The organism is Azotobacter armeniacus, assembly GCF_054779355.1.
This window is the reverse complement of record NZ_BAAGYK010000021.1, coordinates 1-17,650: the sequence shown is the minus strand read 5'-3', so window position 1 is coordinate 17,650 and position 17,650 is coordinate 1. Positions and strand designations below refer to the sequence as shown.

The window sequence follows — 17,650 nt, the reverse complement described above, 5'->3', positions numbered from 1 at the left end:
GTCGGTAGTGTGAAAAGCAAGCATGTTGATGGGGCAGGCCCGATGGCCATGAGCGGCTTCCTGCAGGAGAGAGACGTAAATGTCACCCTTCAGTGATCGCTCAGCAGGTCTTCAGGGCGATGCCAATTGAATGGCATTTCCGGCTTTCCGTAGTAGTTGGGTGGGGCCATGCCAGTCGAACGTGAGCTCTGTTTGTGATGCAGCTCGAAAAGGAACAAAAGCTTGCGCCGAAAGTGCAGCTTTTTGAGAGCAGGATGATCAAATGGCTAGTCATATTGCAATAACACCCGCAGGGTATCTCGACTCCAGAATTGCGATCGCTGCCTGTCGTGCAGGGGACATTGGAATCCTCGACCTGGGCTTCTACAACAATAATCCGGAAACCACCAGGGCGGCCATCGAGGGCCTGGCCGCCAGCGCCGGCCCGCACGCCCAGTGGGGCATACGCTGGGATACGCTCGGCTCCGCCCAGCGCGCTCTCGAGCAACTTGCCGAATTCATCCCACAGCGCGTGCCGATCCTGGTGCTCACCGGACTCAAGCCGGACGATCTGGTGTTTACCGGGATGCAGCCCAAGGAGCTGGCCGCGCTGAAGAAGAAGATCAAACGCCTGGCCCGCAAGATTTTCGTCGAGGTCTGGGATCTGCCCTCGGCGCTGGCTGCCGAGGCTTCTGGCTGCGACGGACTGATCCTCAAGGGGCATGAGTCCGGCGGCTGGGTCAGCCGCCATTCGAGTTTCATCCTCCTTCAGGAATTGCACGGTCGGATCAACATCCCCTACTGGGTGCAGGGCGGCATGGGCACCCACACCGCGGCAGCCGCGGTGCTCGCCGGAGCCTCCGGCGTGGTGCTCTGCGAGCAGCTCTGGCTGGCCGACGAAAGCCCCTTCATCGGCACTCCGCAGGCCCGCGCCTGGGCCGCGCTGGATGGCAGCGAAACCATGCTGATCGGCCCGGAGCAGCGCGCGTTCCGCCTGTTCGGCCGCGGTGCCCGCGAACGGCTCGACGAACTTGAACAGGCGGTGATCAAGGGCGAGCCCTGGGAGGCGCTGCTGCTCCAGTCCCTCGCGCAGGCGGATTCCCCACTGCTGCCGATGGGCGAGGACATCGCCCTGGCCGCCGCCCTGGCGCGCCGCCACGGCACCGTCGGGCGCATCCTCGCTGCGGTTTCGGAATGCACCGAACAGGCCCTGCGCGAGGCCCGCTCGCAGAAGGCGCTGGGCCCGGAGTCCCCGCTGGCGCAGCAGCACGGCACCCGCTATCCGATCGTCCAGGGCCCGATGACCCGGGTCAGCGACGTGGACGGCTTCGCCAAGGCCGTGGCCGATGGCGGTGGTCTGCCGTTCATCGCCCTGTCGGTGATGCGCCAGGATCAGGTGCAGACCCTGCTGACCAAGACCAAGGAACGGCTCGGCGACCAGCCCTGGGGGGTCGGCATCCTCGGCTTCATGCCGCTGGAACTGCGCCAGGCCCAGCTCGAGGTGATCCGCGAGGTCAAGCCGCCGTTCGCGCTGATCGCCGGTGGGCGTCCCGGCCAGGCCCGCGAGCTGGAGGCCATCGGCATCAGCACCTACCTGCACGTGCCGTCGCCCGGGCTGCTCAAGGGCTTCATCAAGGACGGCGCGCGCAAGTTCATCTTCGAGGGCGGCGAGTGCGGCGGCCATACCGGACCCTTGAGCAGCTTCATCCTCTGGGAGTCGGCCATCGAGACCCTGAGCTCGGTCGAGATCGCCGATCCCGAGTCGATCCAGGTCCTGTTCGCCGGCGGCATCCACGACGAGCTGTCGGCGGCGATGGTCTCCGCTCTGGCGGCGCCGCTGGTCGCCCGCGGCATGAAGATCGGCGTGATCATGGGCACCGCCTACCTCTTCACCAACGAGATCGTCAGCAGCGGCGCGATCATGCCGGAGTTCCAGTCCCAGGCCATCGCCTGCAAGGAAACCACCCTGCTGCAATCCGGCAAGGGCATGTACACCCGCTGCGCGGTGACGCCCTTCTGCGAGGAGTTCAACCGAACCCGCCGCGACATGCTGCTCGCCCTGGAGGCGCCGGAGAAGGTGCTCAAGGTGTTGGAGCTGTTCAATATCGGCCGTCTGCGCATGGCCTCCAAGGGAGTCACCCAGAACCCCGACCGTTCGTCAGGCACCTCCCGCTACATGCATATTTCCCTCGACGCCCAGCGCCGTGAGGGCATGTACATGCTCGGCGAGGTCGCCCGCCTGCGTTCCCGGACGCTGAGCATCGCAGAGCTGCACAGTGCGGTGTCGGTGGGCTGCGGCGGGGTGCTGGCCCGGGTCGACAAGCGCCTGCCGCGCAAGCGCGTGGCCAAGCGCGTGGCTGCGGAAAGCGACATCGCCATCGTCGGCATGGCCAGCCTGCTGCCCGGCGCCGGTGATCTGCGCACCTATTGGCAGAATATCCTCCACCGGGTCGATGCGATCCGCGAAGTGAGTGAGGAGCGCTGGCGCCCGGAGGATTTCTTCGACCCACGTCGCGGCACTCCTGACAAGTCGTATTCAAAGTGGGGCGGCTTCGTCGACGACATCCAGTTCGATCCGTCGCTCTATGGCATTCCGCCGGCCAGTCTGAGATCGATCGAGCCGGTGCAATTGATTGCCCTGGACGTGGTACGCCAGGCGCTGGCCGATGCCGGCTTTGATCGGCATCCATTTCCGCGCGAACGCACTGCAACCATTTTCGCATCGGGCGGCATGAACGACCTCGGCTGCGACTACATCTTCCGTGGTCTGCTCAACCACTACCTGCCCAAGGTGCCGGGGCTGCCGGAGTCGGCCTATAAGCAGGTCATGGACGCGCTCTACGAGCACGAACTGCCCAAATGGACCGAGGACTCCTTTCCCGGTGTCCTCGACAACGTTACCGCCGGCCGGGTAGCCAATCGCTTCGATCTGCGCGGAACCAATTTTACCGTGGATGCGGCTTGTGCTTCATCGCTGGCGGCACTCGATGTGGGTATCCGCCAATTGCGCAGCCAGGACGCCGACGTCGCGCTGATCGGCTCCATTGACGTCTCCAACAATGCCATCGGTTTCTTGTGTTTCTCCCAGACTCACGCCCTATCGCCACGCGGCCGTTGTCGGCCGTTCGACGATAGTGCCGACGGCATCGCCCTAGGTGAAGGCGTGGCGGCGCTGGTGCTCAAACGTCTGGGCGATGCCGAGCGCGATGGTGATCGCATCTACGCGGTGATCAAGGGGATAGGCTCGTCCAGCGACGGCCGCAACCGCAGCCTCACCGCGCCCCATCCCCAAGGACAAGTCACCGCGCTGCAGCGCGCCTACGAGGATGCCGAGGTCGATCCGGCCAGCGTGGGGCTGATCGAGGCGCACGGCACCGGCACCGCCGTGGGCGACAAATCAGAAATCGAATCGCTCAATCTTGCTTTCGGCAAGACCGCCATGGCCACCCAGTCCTGCGCGGTGGGCTCGGTGAAGTCGATGATCGGCCATACCAAGGTTACTGCCGGGCTGGCGGCGATGATGAAGACGGCGCTGGCGCTCAGGCACCATGTGTTGCCGCCGACCATCGGCGTCGAGGTGCCGAACTCGCGTGTCGACTTCGCCCGCTCGCCATTTTTCATCAACACCGAGGTCCGCCCCTGGCTGAATACCGGCAAGAGCCACCCACGGCGCGCCGGGGTCAGCGCCTTCGGCTTCGGCGGTACCAACTTCCATGTGGTGCTGGAGGAATATGCTGGAGCCTATCGTGACAGCGATGCCGTCGACCTATGTCCACGCGATGCCGAACCGTTCAGCTTCTGGGGGCACGACCGGGCAAAGATCGCGGAGGAAGTGCAACGCCTGCTGAGCGCGCTGGAGCATCCCAAGCATGTCGATGTCGCCCAACTGGCCTATGCACTGCACCTGGAGCAAGGCGCAGCGCGGCTCGACAATGGCGCATGCAACTGCCGCCTGGCTCTTGTCGCGAGTTCGGCAGAAGATCTCAAGGCCAAGCTGGAGCTCGCATTGAGGGTGCTGCAGGGCCGCGAGACCGAAGTGAAGTACCCGCAGGGGGTGTTCTTTCGCGAGGGAGCGGCAAGCCCGGATGGCGTCTGTTTCCTCTTCCCCGGCCAGGGTTCGCAGCGGATCAACATGCTGGCCGATCTGGCGTCCTCCCGGCCTGAACTGCATGGGCTGTTCGAACATGCCGACGCGCTGCTCGCCGACAAGATGGAGCAACCCCTGTCCCGCTACATCTACCCGGTGCCGGTATTCAGCGATGAAGCCCGCGCGGCCCAGCAGAGCGCGCTGAACGCGACCCGGGTCGCTCAGCCGGCGCTGGGTGTGGTCGATCTCGCCGCGTTCAGAGTGCTGGGCGACTACGGTCTCAAGCCGGACTTCGTCGCCGGGCACAGCTATGGCGAGTACGTCGCCCTGCATGCGGCCGGGGTGATTGGGCTGGACGATTTCATCCGCCTGTCGGAAATCCGCGGCCGGCTCGCCGGCGAGGCCGGCCAGCGCAATCCCGGGGCTATGGCGGCGATCGACGCCGACGAAGCCCGCGTCCGCGCCCTGATCGAGCAGCATGGCCTGAACGTCACCCTGGCCAACCTCAATGCCGCCGATCAGACCATCGTCGCCGGCTCGGTGGAGGCCATCGAGGCAGCGGCCAAGGTGCTGGGCAACGAGTCGCTGAGAGTCAAGGTGCTGCCGGTCAGTGCCGCCTTCCACTCGCCGGCGATGGCCAGTGCGCGCGATGGACTGGCTGCCGAACTGGCGAAAATAGAGCTCAAGCCCGGCCAGGTGCCGGTGTTCAGCAACACTACCGGCGGCGCCTATCCGGAGGAGCCCGAGGCCATGCGCGCCCTGCTGGTCGAGCACATGACCGAGCCGGTGCGCTTCGTCAAGGAGATCAACCAGTTGTATGAAGCCGGCGCGCGCATCTTCATCGAAGCCGGCCCGGGCCTGGTGCTGACTGGGCTGGTCGACCGGATCCTGGCTGGCCGACCACATACGGCGCTCGCCATCGAGGCACCGGGGCGCGGCGGCTGGGTGCAACTCGCCCATCTGTTCACCCAACTGTTCACCATTGGCGTGCCGGTGAACTTCGGCCACTGGTTCAAGGGGCGTGGCTATGAAGCATTGGCAGTGGCGGAGGTGCTCGCCCGTGCTCGCGCCAAAGCACTGCCGGGTCCGCTGATCTGGCGCGTCAATGGCGGTCGCGCCAAGCCATGGAACGCACCGGCCGAAAGCCGCCCTGCGGCTCCGGCCAAGGGGACGACCGAGCCGACAGTGCCGGCGATCGCGGCCAGCGTCGCATCCGTGGAGATCCTGGGGCCCAACGTACAAGCGGCTACAACCGCCTCGACCGTTTTACATCTCAGCTCTCCCCGACCAGCGGTAACGCCGGTCACTATCAATCGCCACGCACCACAACGGAGGTTCAGCATGGCAAACGACAACACGCTGTACGCAGGGGGGGTCCCGGCAGGGATGGAGGCTCCATCACTGTTGCACGTGACTCAAGTCCAGGAAGTCATCACTCAGTTCATCGCGCTGCAACGCGACCAGCAGGAAACGCTGCGCCGTTTCCTCGATTTCCAGAGCGGCCTTGCGGGAGCCGATCTGTCAAGCCTTGCCGAGCCGCTCGCCCCGTTACAGGCGGTAGCGCAAGTGCCGCTGCCGCAGGCGCCGTCGCCACAGGCTCCGGTGCTGCCGGCCCAAGTGCTGTCGCTGCATACCGCAGGCCTGCCGGTCGGGCGCGCGCCGCAGGCCGCTCCCGCAGTCGAGCATAACGGGCACAATCCAGTCGAGGTGGCCAAGCCGGTAGCGGCTGTAGCGGCGCCGGCTGCGGCTCCGGCAGCCAAGGCCAATAATGGCGCTGCAGGTCTGGCACCCACCGAGGTCTTCAAGGCCGATCTGCTGCGTGCCGTGTCGGAGCGCACCGGTTATCCCGAGGACATGCTCGACCTGGATGTTCACATGGAGGCTGACCTCGGCATCGATTCGATCAAGCGCATCGAGGTCCTGAGCCAACTCAAGGAGCGCCACAACCTTATGGATGGGCGCGACGAGGAGACGGTGTTCGAGGAGCTCACCGGGCTGAAGACGCTCAACGAGCTGATCGCCTGGTACGACAAGCTGCATGACGCCGTCGCTGTTCCGGCAGGAGTCCTGAGCTCAAAAAAAGCAGTGACTCCGCTGTCGGCATCGCCGGCTGAGACAGCGGAGTCTGCAATTGAAGTAGCGCCGGAAGAAGTCGTGCATTGCTACACCGTCAAGGCAGTCGCCGCGCCGCTGGGCGCGACGGGCGGACAGCAACCCGCAGCCGGCCTGCCGGTGCTGCTGGTCGGGCCGGACTCGGAACTGGCCGCGGCCTTCCGCACCACCCTCGGCCAGGGCGGGCACCAAGTGAGGCAGGTCATTCCGGGCAAGGAAAGCCGTGTTCTGGGCGATGGACGTTTCGAGTTCGATCCAAGCTCCCTGGAGTCGGCGAAGGCGCTGCATGGCCTGCTCGGGGAGGCGGGGGCGCCGGTCGGGACGGTCATCAGCCTGCTCGGCGTGCCCTGCGCTTCGGCCGGGGAGGGCGAGCCAGTCGCCCCGGCCAAGGTGCTGTTTCTGCTGTGCAAGGTCTTAGACCAGGACCTCAAGGCCGCTGCCCATGGGGGGGCGGGGTGGCTGATCAACGTCACTGCCTTAGACGGCCGCTTTGGACTGGTGAAGTCCCGCGAACTGCCCGTCGAGTGTGCCGGTACCCTCGGCGTCGCCAAGTCAGCGGCGCGGGAGTGGGGTGACGATGCGCACGTCAAGTGCATCGACGTATCCCCCGATCTGAAGGCAGACGAGGTGGTCGAGCGGGTGCTGAGCGAGTGGGCCGGGCAGACACCGGTGCTGGAGGTCGGCTACAGCGGCGAAGGTCGCTGGCAGCTGGCGCTCGAGTTGCAGGCGGCTTCGCCCGCGGCAGGTCTGCCGGCTCTGGACGACGGCGCCGTGGTGCTGATCACCGGTGGTGCCGGCGGGATCACCGCCGAGATCGGCAGCGTCCTGGGCGCGGAGTATCGCCCGCGGCTGGTGCTGGTAGGGCGCAGTCCATTGCCGGGCGAGGAGGCCGGGGAGACCCGTGACATCACCGATCCGGCGAAGTTGAAGCAAGTGCTGATCGGCAAGTTGCGCGGCGAAAGAGGTGCCAAGCTGAAGCCGGCCGAGGTAGACCGGGTGTTCAAGCGCCTGCTCAAGGATCGCGAGATCCGCGACAATCTCGACAGACTGCGGGCGACGGGAGCCGAGGTCGAATACCACGCCGTGGATGTGCGCGACGGTGATGCCTTCGGCCGCTTGATCGATGAGATCTACGCGAAGTGGGGGCGCATCGATGGCGTTCTGCACGGCGCCGGGGTCATCGACGACAAGCTGATCCGCGACAAGACGCCGGAGTCGTTCGCCGCCGTCTACGACACCAAGGTCATCGGCGCCCAGGTCCTGGCGCGCAAGCTGCGCCCTGAAACGCTCAGGTTCGTGCTGTTCTTCTCCTCCATCGCGGGCCGCTTCGGCAATGCGGGGCAGAGCGACTACAGCGCGGCCAACGAGGTGCTGAACAAGCTTGCCGACAGTCTGAGCCACGCCTGGCCTGGCGTGCATGCACTGGCGATCGATTGGGGCCCCTGGAAGTCCGGCATGGTGAACGACCAGCTCCTCAAGTTCTATGCCGAGCGAGACATCTACCCCATCCCGTTGGCGATCGGTACCCGTCACTGCCTGGAGCAGATTCGGCGGGGCAATACTGGCGAAACGGAGCTGGTAATCACTGCGAGCCTAGAGCAGCTCGCAGAGCAAATGCAGCCGCGCAAGCGGCATGATCCGGTTCGGCAGTTCCAAGCCGAGGCAGGATAGCCATGGCTTGATCTTTCCCGCGCGTTTGCGCGCGGGATCGTAGTCGAGGCACTGCTCAATCAAGGAGGAAATATCATGAGCAATCCTAATAATGCAGTTCTAAGTGACTTCACCCCCGTACAGCTTGTCAAGCCCGTGCCCCAGAGCTTCACGCTCGAGTTGTCCGCCTACGGATTTGCCCAGGCCTATTGCCTCAACAACAAGATCACCGACAAGGACGGTTTCCGCCAGGTCTACATGACGATGAAGGAGAAGTTCAACAAGTACGCCCTGTCGGCCCAGCAGATCAAGCGCCGCCAGCTGATCTTCTTCCCGAAGGTCAGCGATATCACCGTCTTCGACGGCGAGTTCAAAATCGCCGAACCCGAGCAGGCTTACCTGCGGCTGCATGACACCGCGAGCGACCCGCGGGGGGCGGGTCTCCAGACCCGTCATGAGAGTTTCGCCAAGGTCGTCGACCAGGCACTCGAGCGGATGTTCGAGGACACCGCCACGGCGCCCGACGATCTCATCCACGTCACCTGTTCGGGTTATCTGGCGCCGAGTCCGGTCGAGCGCATGGCGGCGAAGCGGGAATGGTTCGAGACCACGGTGACCCACAGCTACCACATGGGCTGCTATGGCGCCTTCCCCGCAATCAAGATGGCCCACGGCTTTCTCGCCTCGTCGCATTGCGGCCTTACCCCGCCCAAGGGGCGGGTAGACATCGTGCATACCGAGCTGCTGTCGGCGCACAACAACATCGCCGATACGCGGGCGGAAAACATCATCACCATGACACTGTTTGCGGATGGGCTGATCAAGTATTCGGTCTATACCGAAGAGGAACTGCGCCGGCGGGGCCGGCACGGCCTGAGGGTCCTGGCGATTAACGAGCACCTGCTGCCCGACTCTGCCGACGACATGACCTGGGTGCCGGGCTCGCACCAGTTCCATATGACTTTGACGCCCATGGTGCCGGTGGTCATCAAGCGTCATGTTCGGTCCTTCGTAATATCGCTGCTGGAACGGGCTGGCATCGATTTCGAGCGGGAGAAGAAAGAACTGACCTTCGCCATCCATCCGGGCGGGCCGAAGATCGTCGAGCACATCCAGGAAGATCTGGGGCTTGCCGACGAGCAGGTGGTGATCAGCAAGAGCGTGTTCCTGGAGAACGGCAATATGTCCTCCGCCACGGTTCCCCACATCCTCAAGCAGATCCTCGAAGAGGTGGATGTCGGCACGCGCGTCGTGTGCCTGGGTTTCGGTCCCGGACTGACTGTCACCGGAATGGTGCTGGAGAAGATATGAACGATACAGTCTATCCCAATGGTGCAGTCTTGACCGGCTTCACGCCGGTCCAGCTGGCCCAGCCGATCCCTCAGCGGATCGCCCTCGAACTGACCGCCTATGGCTTCGCCAAGGCCCACTGCCTGAGCAACAACATCAGCGACGAGGAAGGCTTTCTCGAGGTCTACAAGACGGTAAAGGAGAAGTTCGACAAGTACGCCCTGTCGCCTTCGCAGATCAAGCAGCGGCAGCTGGTCTACTTTCCGAAGCTGACCGACATCCGTTTCGGCGATGGCAACTTCGATGTCGTCGATCCGGAGCCCGACCAGGCTCACCTGCGGCTGTTCGATGTCAAGAATGATCCGCGTGGAGCGGACCTCCGGATGCGCCATGAGAGCTATGCCAAGGTCGTCGAGCAGGGGGTCGAGCAGATGTATGCGGCCGACGCCCCGGCGCCCGACGATCTCATCCATGTGACCTGCACGGGCTATCTGTCGCCGAGTCCCGTCGAGCACGTGGTGGCGAAGCGGAAATGGTTCGAGACCACGGTGACCCACAGCTACAACATGGGCTGCTACGGAGCCTTCCCGGCCATCAAGATGGCCCACGGCTTTCTCGCCTCCTCGCGCTGTGGCGTCACTCCGACCAAGGATCGGGTGGACATCGTGCATACCGAGCTGATGTCCGCGCACCACAACATCACCGAATGGCGGGCGGACAACATCATCTCGGCGACCCTGTTCTCCGACGGGCTGATCAAGTATTCGGTCTATTCCGAGGAGGAGCTGTTTCGGCAAGGACTGCGCGGCCTGCGGATCCTGGCGATGAACGAGCACCTGCTGCCGAATTCGTTCGACGGCATGCAGGGAGTGCCGGGCCCGTATCAGATCAAGATCAGTCTGTCGCCCTTGGTGCCGGCGATCATCAAACGGTATGTCAAAACCTTCACGGTAGACCTGCTTCGGCGTGCCGGCATGGACTTCGAGCGGGACAAGGAGGCCCTGAGTTTCGCCGTCCATCCGGGCGGGCCGAAGATCGTCGAGCATGTCCAGGACGAGCTTGGCCTGTCCGACGACCAGGTGGCGATCAGCCAGAGTGTTTTCCTCGAGCACGGCAACATGTCTTCTTCCACGATTCCGTACATTCTCATGCAGCATCTGGAAGAGGTCATTGTCGGCACTCGTATCGTATGCCTCGGCTTCGGGCCGGGGTTGACCCTAACCGGACTGGTACTGGAGAAGATATGAGCAGCAATATACTTTCCCCTTTGGTCCTTGATGTCGACAGCGAGGTGCCTCTGATTCCCCGAGTCTACGAGGCGGAGTCCCGCGAGGAGCTCAGGACTCAGGAGTGTGCAGAGGAAGATACGGCGCTCGTCGCCGCACCGGAGCCCTCACCGTCACAGCGCTCTGCCGTAGCACTGGCGGTCGAGCAGGAACCTGCCTGCGAGCCTCTGGAGGAGGGCAGCATGCCCTTCATCGGTCAGGTGCTGGCCTACGCGCCTAACGAGTCGATCATCGTACAGCGCACGCTGAGCTTGGCGGAGGATCTCTATCTTGCCGACCACGCTTTCGTCAATGCAGCCGGCATAAAGCCGATGTCCGCCTGCATGCCGGTACTACCGATGACCATGAGCTTGGAAGTGATGGCCGAGGTGGCGGCATGCCTGGCGCCTGGATTGGGGCTGACCGGCTTCGAGGCCGTCAGGGCGACGCGCTGGATCGAGCTGGCGGATAGCGCGAGCCTCGTCCTGACCATCAACGCGCATGTGCAGGATAGAGATGTTGAACGCCAGATCTGGCGCATCGCAGTGGGGATTCAGCCCGCCGGGCAGAATATGCCGTCGATCACCGCGACTGTGTTGTTTGCACCGACCTACCAGGTCGATCTCGACGTTGATTTTACGGAGTTCAGCAATCCTTACCGCCTGCCAATGACTGGCGAGGACTTCTACCGGGAGCGCTTCATGTTCCACGGGCCGCGTTTCCAGTGTTTGACTGGCGACATAGTGGTAGCGGATCAGGGCGCGCTGGCGAATCTGTTGGTGAGATCTCCCGCCGATCTGTTCCAGTCGGTGCGTCAGCCTCAACTACTGATCGATCCGGCTCTGCTCGATTGCGTTGGGCAAGTGATTGGCGTCTGGGCGATGCAGAACGATCGCTTCGTTTTTCCCATTGGTTTCAGCAAGCTCGAGCTTTACCGGCCGACCCCGCCGGTGGGTACGCGAGCACTATGCCGTATCGAGATCACTCGCAATGAGGCCAAGACACTCTATGCCGACGTTGAGGTTCAGGATGATGCCGGTGCCGTCTGGATGCGGATCAAGGGCTGGGGCAAGTGGAAGTTTCACTATCCCCAGCATCTGGTCGATTTCCGTCGCCAGCCGACGCAGCACCTGCTGAGCCATACCCTCGAGCTACCCTCGCTGGCGCCGGGAGCACTGTGCTGCATGGTCACGAAAGCGGATATCAGCGGTTTCGACGCTCTGCTTTTGGCGCGCCACTACCTGCACATGGACGAGATGCCAGCTTTCGAAGCCAAGGCCGGCGTTCCGCCGCGTCAGCAGCAGTGGCAACTCGGCCGGGTGGCGGCGAAGGACGCGGTTCGCGCCTGGCTTGCCGCGCGCAGCGAGCTGCCGGGCATGCTGCACCCTGCGGCCTTCGCCATCGACAGCGACGCGGCTGGTCAGCCTCTGGTGGTGGCGCTGGATGGCTATGCGCGGCTGCCGAAGATCAGCATTGCGCATTGCGAGGACAGGGCGGTGGCACTCGCCGGCGAGCAGCCGGTGGGCATCGACATCGAGCAGATCCGCCCGCGCGATGCCGGCTTCCTCGGGAGTTTCAGCACGGCCGGCGAGCGCGAGCTGCTGAACGATCTGGCTGCGGACGACACAGCGCGGGACGAGTGGATCACCCGCCTGTGGTCTGCCAAGGAAGCCGCCGGCAAGTTGATGGGCACCGGCGTGGACGGCGCCCTACAACGCTTCGAGGCGATCGCCATCGACGACGGCGGGAGCTTCATCATCCAGGTCCAGGACAGTGATTGGCTGATCGGTGTGTACAGCGTTCGCGACGGGGATTTCGTCATCGCCTACGCAGCTGTCGATAGAGTGGGGGCATCCGGCTGATAACCGACGCAGCGTCCGGGCTGCTGCGGCAGGCGCCGCGGCCCGGCTGCGGCCAGGTTTCGCGGATTGCTGGAGATTTCAAGCATGGGACGCATAGGAAACATCCGACCATGAATACCATTACCTCGATCGGAACGGCCCCGCTCGTCGAGCTGCGACGGGCTACCAAGCACTACGAGATCGGCGAGAACCCGGTGATCGCTCTCAAGGGCATCGACATCATCATCCAGGCGCGCGAGTTCGTCGCGATCTGGGGGCCGTCGGGGTCCGGCAAGTCGACCCTGTGCAACCTCATCGGAATGCTCGACTCGCCCACCTCCGGTACCGTGCTGATCAACGGCCAAGAGGCCAACGCTCTGTCGGACAACGCCCGCAGCGAGTTACGCAACCGAAACATCGGCTTTGTCTTCCAGAACTTCAACCTGGTGCCGGTACTCTCGGCATTGGAGAACGTCATGCTGCCGCTGCAGATCGCCGGCGCCTCGTCCTCGGTCGCCCGGCAGCGAGCGCTGGAGCAACTGACCGAGGTGGGCCTCGAGAAGCTCGTCACCCATCGCCCGGCCAAGCTCTCCGGCGGCCAGCAGCAGCGGGTCGCCATCGCCCGGGCGCTGGTCACCGACCCGGCTCTGGTAATCGCCGACGAGCCTACCGCCAACCTCGACTCGGGCAACGCTCGGCGGATCATCGAGCTGATGCTGAACATCAACGCCAGCTACGGCACCGCCTTCGTCTTCTCCACCCACGACCAGCGCCTGCTGGAAAGCGTCAAGCGCCGCGTCCTGATGCAGGACGGCGAGATCGACAGCGACACCCAGCCGGCGTGCGTGGCCGCACAGACCCACATTGCAAGGGGCCGCTCATGATCACCTGGTTCAAGCTCGCCACGCGCAACTTATTCCGCAACGGCCGCCGCTCGCTGTTCACCGTAATTGCGATCGGGCTCGGTTTCGCCGCGGTCAACGCCTTGGGCGGTTTCACCGCCTATATCTTCACCAGCCTGGAGGAGTCCTACATCTACATCCAGGGCAACGGCCACATGTCGATCTTCAAGAAGGGCTTCCTCGACGAGGGCAAGCTCGACCCGACGCGCTACCTGCTCAACGAGGAGGATGTCCGGGTGATCGACGAGGTCTTGCAGGCCCATCCGGAGATCCGCGTTTCCACCCCCGAGCTGAATATTTCCGGCTTGGTCAGCAACGGCGAGGTGTCGACCATCTTCCTCGCCAGCGGACGGGTGTCCTCCGAGGTCGATGTCATCCGCGAACGCTCGCGGACCAGAGTGGGCAATATGCAGTTGTTCGACGGCGAGCCCATGACCGACGACAACCCCAACGGCCTGGGCATGAGCCAGGGGCTGGCCGACCAGCTCAGGTTCAAGCAGGGCGACACCGTGGTGGTGATGGCGCCGACCGTGAGCGGGCAGATCAACGCCCTCGATGGCCAGATGCTGCAGACCTTCAACTCGCCGGTCGAGGCGCTGGAGGACAAGCTGATGCTGGTCAGCCTGGAGTTCGCCCAGAGCCTCTACGACACCACCAGCGTCGACCGGGTCAACGTCCTGCTCAATGACGGCCTGATCACGGGACCGATGCGCACGACCCTGCAGAACGAGCTGGTCGCCCGCGGCCTGGATGTGGAGATCAAGACCTGGAGCGAGCTGTCGACCTTCTATACCAAGGTCAAGAGCATGTTCGATGTGATCTTCCTGTTCGCCTTCTTGATCGTCTTCACCATCGTAGTGATGAGCGTGGTCAATACCGTGGGCATGGCGATCATGGAGCGCACCCGGGAGATCGGCACGCTGCGTGCCCTGGGTGTGAAACGCCGCGGCATCGTCGGCCTGTTCGCCCTAGAAAGCATGCTGCTCGGCTTGATCGGCTCGCTGGTCGGCGTGGCTCTCACCCTCTCCATATGGGTGGGCGTTGCCATTCTGAAACCGACCTGGATTCCGCCGCAGATCAGCCTGCGCGTTCCGCTGGAGGTCTACCTGGTGCCCCAGGAAATGCTCTGGAGCCTGCTGGCCCTGATGGTGCTTTCCCTGCTGGCGGCGAGCCTTCCGGCACGCAAGGCGGCGCGGATGGAGATCGTCAGTGCCCTGGGACATGTGTAACCGCTGGGACAGGGTTTTTGAACCGACGGAGATTTGAGCGATGAAAGGACTTTCCTGCATTTCTGCATTCGGTCTGGCGCTGTTGGTCAGTACCTTGGCCGTCGCGGAGAACACCGAGCCGTCCGCGAGGGCTAGCGACGAAGGCCGCGGGGGCTCGTTCTTCAGCTGGCTGTTCGGCCGCGACGATGACCACAAGCCGGCCGAGCGGGCGAGCGCTTCCCGGTCGGCGCCGGTGGAGTCGAAGGCGGCCCCCCAGGCCGCGAGCCCGCCCCCCGCGGCGAGCGCGCCGATGCGCACCGAGCCCGAGGCCAAGGCGCTGCCGCAGGTGGCCAAGGTTACCGAGCAGAGGCCGGTCGCCAGCTCTGACGAGGATTCCTACCAGATTCTCAAGCGGGCGGACGAGTCGCGCGGCAACCTGCAGGGCATCTCCTGGAACGTGGAGATCGAAGCCAATGAGAAGGGCCGTACCGACAGCACGCTCTACGACATCAAAGCGCGCGGTTTCAACATCTCGGGGCTCAACATAGCGCCGCCGAAATCCAAGGGGCAGAAGCTGCTCATGCTCGACAACAATATGTGGTTCCACAAGCCGGGCCTGAGCAAACCGATCCCCATCTCACTGCGCCAGAAACTGATGGGCCAGGCTTCCTACGGTGACGTCGCCTCGACCAACTACGCCGAAGACTACGACGCGACCCGTCTGCCTGACGAAACTGTGGAGGGTACGGACTGCTATGTCTTCGACCTGAAGGCACGCAATTCGAAGACCACCTACGACCGGATCATCTACTGGGTGGACAAGCAGCGCCTGGTGGGGGTGAAAGCGGACTACTACACGCTGTCCGGCAAGCGCTTCAAGTCGGCCAACATGTCGTACGGCAGCACGGTGACGATCGATGGGGAGGCACGGCCCTTCATCTCCGAGATAGCGATCTACGAGGAGCTGATGAGCGGCGACATCACCACCCTGAGCATGAGCAAGCCAAAACTCGCGCCGCTGCCGGACTTCGTCTTCAATCTCAATCTGTTCATGAAGTGAGCCTGGTATGGAGCACTCCGGCATGACAGGCACGTCACGGATGGCAAGCTCGGCATTGCCTCTGCAAGGCGGAGCGTTCCATACTGGTTTTTTGGGGCTCAACAACCCGTTCATGGTAGTCAGCGCAGTATGGACAACTTCAGATATGACACGGATGAAAGAGATGACAAGGATGGCGCATCGTTTGGGACTGGTATTTCCTCTGGCAGGCATGGCAATCCAGGCGGGGGCGGCCGAGCTTCCCGAGCTGGGCGAGGAGCAGATGAGTCTGGCCGATGAGCTGGCAAGCGGCTTCTACTCACGCATCAACCTCATGGCCTACACCCTCTTCCAGGAGACGGAGGAATCGACCCTCAATCCCGACAACGCCGCCGAGATACCGCGCTATCAGTGGGTGCTCAACCCGCGGGCGGACCTGAACCTGAACTTCCGCAACTGGGAGTTCGCCCTCAAGCCGCGTTTCGAGGCGATCTGGGAGAAATGGGAGGACGGCCCGCGCGATGGCGACGACCACGACAGCTCGGAGCTGTTCCTCACCGAGGGCTGGGTGCGTTACCGGCCCATCGACGAGCTGACCCTGTCCTTTGGGCGGGAGAACCTGCAGTGGGGGCCGTCGGTCATCCTCTCGCTGTCCAACCCCTTCACCCGCGACAACGGACGCAACAACCCGCGGGTCGAGGTGCCAGGCCTGGACTACTACCGGGCGATCTGGATCCCCAGCGAAGCCTGGACGGTCTCGGCGATCGCCAATTACGGCCCGGGCCGCTCGGACGACATCGACAGCCTGACCTCGGGGCAGCCCAGGTTCAGCGATGGTCGGCTGTCGGATGAAGACGAGTTCGAGAAGATCTACGCGCTCAAGCTCGACTACACCGGCTCCTCCGGCTATGCCTCGATCATTCACTCCTACCGCGAGAGCGACCAGCACCAGACCGGCTTCTTCGCCGGCTGGAACGCCTCGGATGCGCTGCTGCTCTATACCGAAGGCAACGTCGAGCACGAGGGCAAGAGCGGCTACCAGGTCGGCGCGTCCTACACCCTCGAGATCGGCCCGACGGTCAACATCGAGTACCTGCGCGACAACAATCGCTGCGACGACGAGGCCATGATCGAGTGCTTCCAGACCGGTCAGGTGAACAGCCGGAGCGTTCTCTACCGGCAGAGCTACGCGATGATTCAGTTCACCGACACCACGTCGATCCGGGATCTCGAGTACAACGTGCGTTACCTGAGGAACCTCGACGACGAGTCCCAGCGTTTCACCGGTATTCTCGAGTACGACGTGACCGACCACGTCCAAGCCTATTTCACTGGAAATATATTCACCGGCGGCGACGACGACGAGTTCGGGACGTTGTTGCGCTACTCGGTGTTTACCGGCGTTAGCTATACCTTCTGAGCGTTCACTAAGCAAGAGAAGTGGGGCGTGACCCAGCAGGGGACGCCCCAGCCATCTCCAAGGACCGGAGGCAACATGAGCAAGCCGACTTTTGCATTCGTCACCATTGGCAGTGGTTCCTACCTGGGCTCCACGATTCGCGACCTGACCCTCGCCAACACCCTCCACCGACGCGGTTACAGGGTGGTGGTCTACTGGATGATGGAGTGGAGTCCCTCGTTCGCCGATCCCGGCATCGAGCAGCGACTGTTGTGCCACGGCACGCGCTACCAGTTCCGCCGGCCCTCGGAGTTCATGGACCGGGTGGTCGGCTCGGCCGCCTTCCTGCAGCCCTTGCCGCTGCGAGTGCGCATGACCCAGACCCTCTTCAACGGCTTCGTCGACCGCATGCTCACCCACCTCATCTGTTCGCTGCATGCGACGCCGGATGCCGATGCCGGCCTGGTCCGGCGGCTGCGCGGCTTCATCGCCAGGGACGGGGTTACCCACCTGATGATGAGCTTCGCCTCCATCGGCATGCTCGCCCTGGCGGCGAAGCGTCAGGGAGGGCTCGAGTTCGACTACTCGCTGACCTTCCAGGGGGACGAGGAGTTCGCCGGCTATGCGCGGCGGGGCGGCCTGTTCGAGACTTACCGCAGACGCCTCAACGAGGCCGTTGCCGGGTCGCGCTGGCCGGCTCTGCAGACCAGCCACGACTACCTCGAGCGAATCGCCGACGAGCTGGACGTTCCGCGGGAGCGCATGAGCGTGGTTTACCCCGGTATCGAACTTCCCGCCCCGTCCGGCAGACCGCCGCGGGCGCTGCTCGAGGGCCTCTTCCCCGGGCTGCGGAAGGACATCCCCATCGTCACCTTCCT

At 63.8% G+C, this 17,650-nt stretch carries 8 protein-coding genes and 1 pseudogene; all 9 read left to right on the top strand.

Annotation, left to right across the window (positions count from 1 at the left end):
• The first annotated feature begins 262 nt into the window (after positions 1-262).
• Positions 263-7,849, top strand: a complete 7,587-nt coding sequence (locus ACYVD0_RS05145; protein WP_460425808.1) for an SDR family NAD(P)-dependent oxidoreductase — start codon at positions 263-265, stop codon at positions 7,847-7,849.
• A 75-nt stretch (positions 7,850-7,924) separates the two neighbouring features.
• Entirely contained in the window at positions 7,925-9,139 is a 1,215-nt protein-coding gene (locus tag ACYVD0_RS05140) for a beta-ketoacyl-[acyl-carrier-protein] synthase family protein (protein ID WP_460425807.1), read from the top strand.
• The gene (locus tag ACYVD0_RS05135) at positions 9,136-10,365 is read left to right on the top strand and encodes a beta-ketoacyl-[acyl-carrier-protein] synthase family protein (protein WP_460425806.1); all 1,230 of its coding nucleotides are present in this window, start codon (positions 9,136-9,138) and stop codon (positions 10,363-10,365) included. The genes ACYVD0_RS05140 and ACYVD0_RS05135 overlap by 4 nt, the downstream gene beginning before the upstream one ends.
• Positions 10,366-10,586: 221 nt before the next feature.
• Positions 10,587-12,245, top strand: coding sequence for a polyketide synthase dehydratase domain-containing protein (locus ACYVD0_RS05130; RefSeq protein ID WP_460425805.1), 1,659 nt, complete (start codon positions 10,587-10,589; stop codon positions 12,243-12,245).
• 110 nt (positions 12,246-12,355) lie between these two features.
• A complete protein-coding gene (locus tag ACYVD0_RS05125; RefSeq protein WP_460425804.1) occupies positions 12,356-13,108 on the top strand; it encodes an ABC transporter ATP-binding protein in 753 nt (250 codons plus the stop codon).
• A complete protein-coding gene (locus tag ACYVD0_RS05120; RefSeq protein WP_460425803.1) occupies positions 13,105-14,355 on the top strand; it encodes an ABC transporter permease in 1,251 nt (416 codons plus the stop codon). The genes ACYVD0_RS05125 and ACYVD0_RS05120 overlap by 4 nt, the downstream gene beginning before the upstream one ends.
• 40 nt (positions 14,356-14,395) lie before the next feature.
• Entirely contained in the window at positions 14,396-15,394 is a 999-nt protein-coding gene (locus tag ACYVD0_RS05115) for an outer membrane lipoprotein-sorting protein (RefSeq protein WP_460425802.1), read from the top strand.
• Positions 15,395-15,566: 172 nt separating this feature from the next.
• Complete coding sequence (locus ACYVD0_RS05110) at positions 15,567-16,793, top strand: hypothetical protein (RefSeq protein ID WP_460425801.1); 1,227 nt, start codon at positions 15,567-15,569, stop codon at positions 16,791-16,793.
• A gap of 75 nt (positions 16,794-16,868) precedes the next feature.
• Positions 16,869-17,650 (top strand): annotated as a pseudogene (locus ACYVD0_RS05105) (glycosyltransferase family 1 protein); the annotation flags it as partial.

Bases quoted from the DNA above. Each gene is read 5' to 3' on its own strand.
- ACYVD0_RS05140 (WP_460425807.1), top strand. From the start codon at position 7,925: ATGAGCAATCCTAATAATGCAGTTCTAAGTGACTTCACCCCCGTACAG.
- ACYVD0_RS05115 (WP_460425802.1), top strand. From the start codon at position 14,396: ATGAAAGGACTTTCCTGCATTTCTGCATTCGGTCTGGCGCTGTTGGTC.
- ACYVD0_RS05125 (WP_460425804.1), top strand. From the start codon at position 12,356: ATGAATACCATTACCTCGATCGGAACGGCCCCGCTCGTCGAGCTGCGA.
- ACYVD0_RS05110 (WP_460425801.1), top strand. From the start codon at position 15,567: ATGGCGCATCGTTTGGGACTGGTATTTCCTCTGGCAGGCATGGCAATC.
- ACYVD0_RS05135 (WP_460425806.1), top strand. From the start codon at position 9,136: ATGAACGATACAGTCTATCCCAATGGTGCAGTCTTGACCGGCTTCACG.
- ACYVD0_RS05120 (WP_460425803.1), top strand. From the start codon at position 13,105: ATGATCACCTGGTTCAAGCTCGCCACGCGCAACTTATTCCGCAACGGC.
- ACYVD0_RS05145 (WP_460425808.1), top strand. From the start codon at position 263: ATGGCTAGTCATATTGCAATAACACCCGCAGGGTATCTCGACTCCAGA.
- ACYVD0_RS05130 (WP_460425805.1), top strand. From the start codon at position 10,587: ATGCCCTTCATCGGTCAGGTGCTGGCCTACGCGCCTAACGAGTCGATC.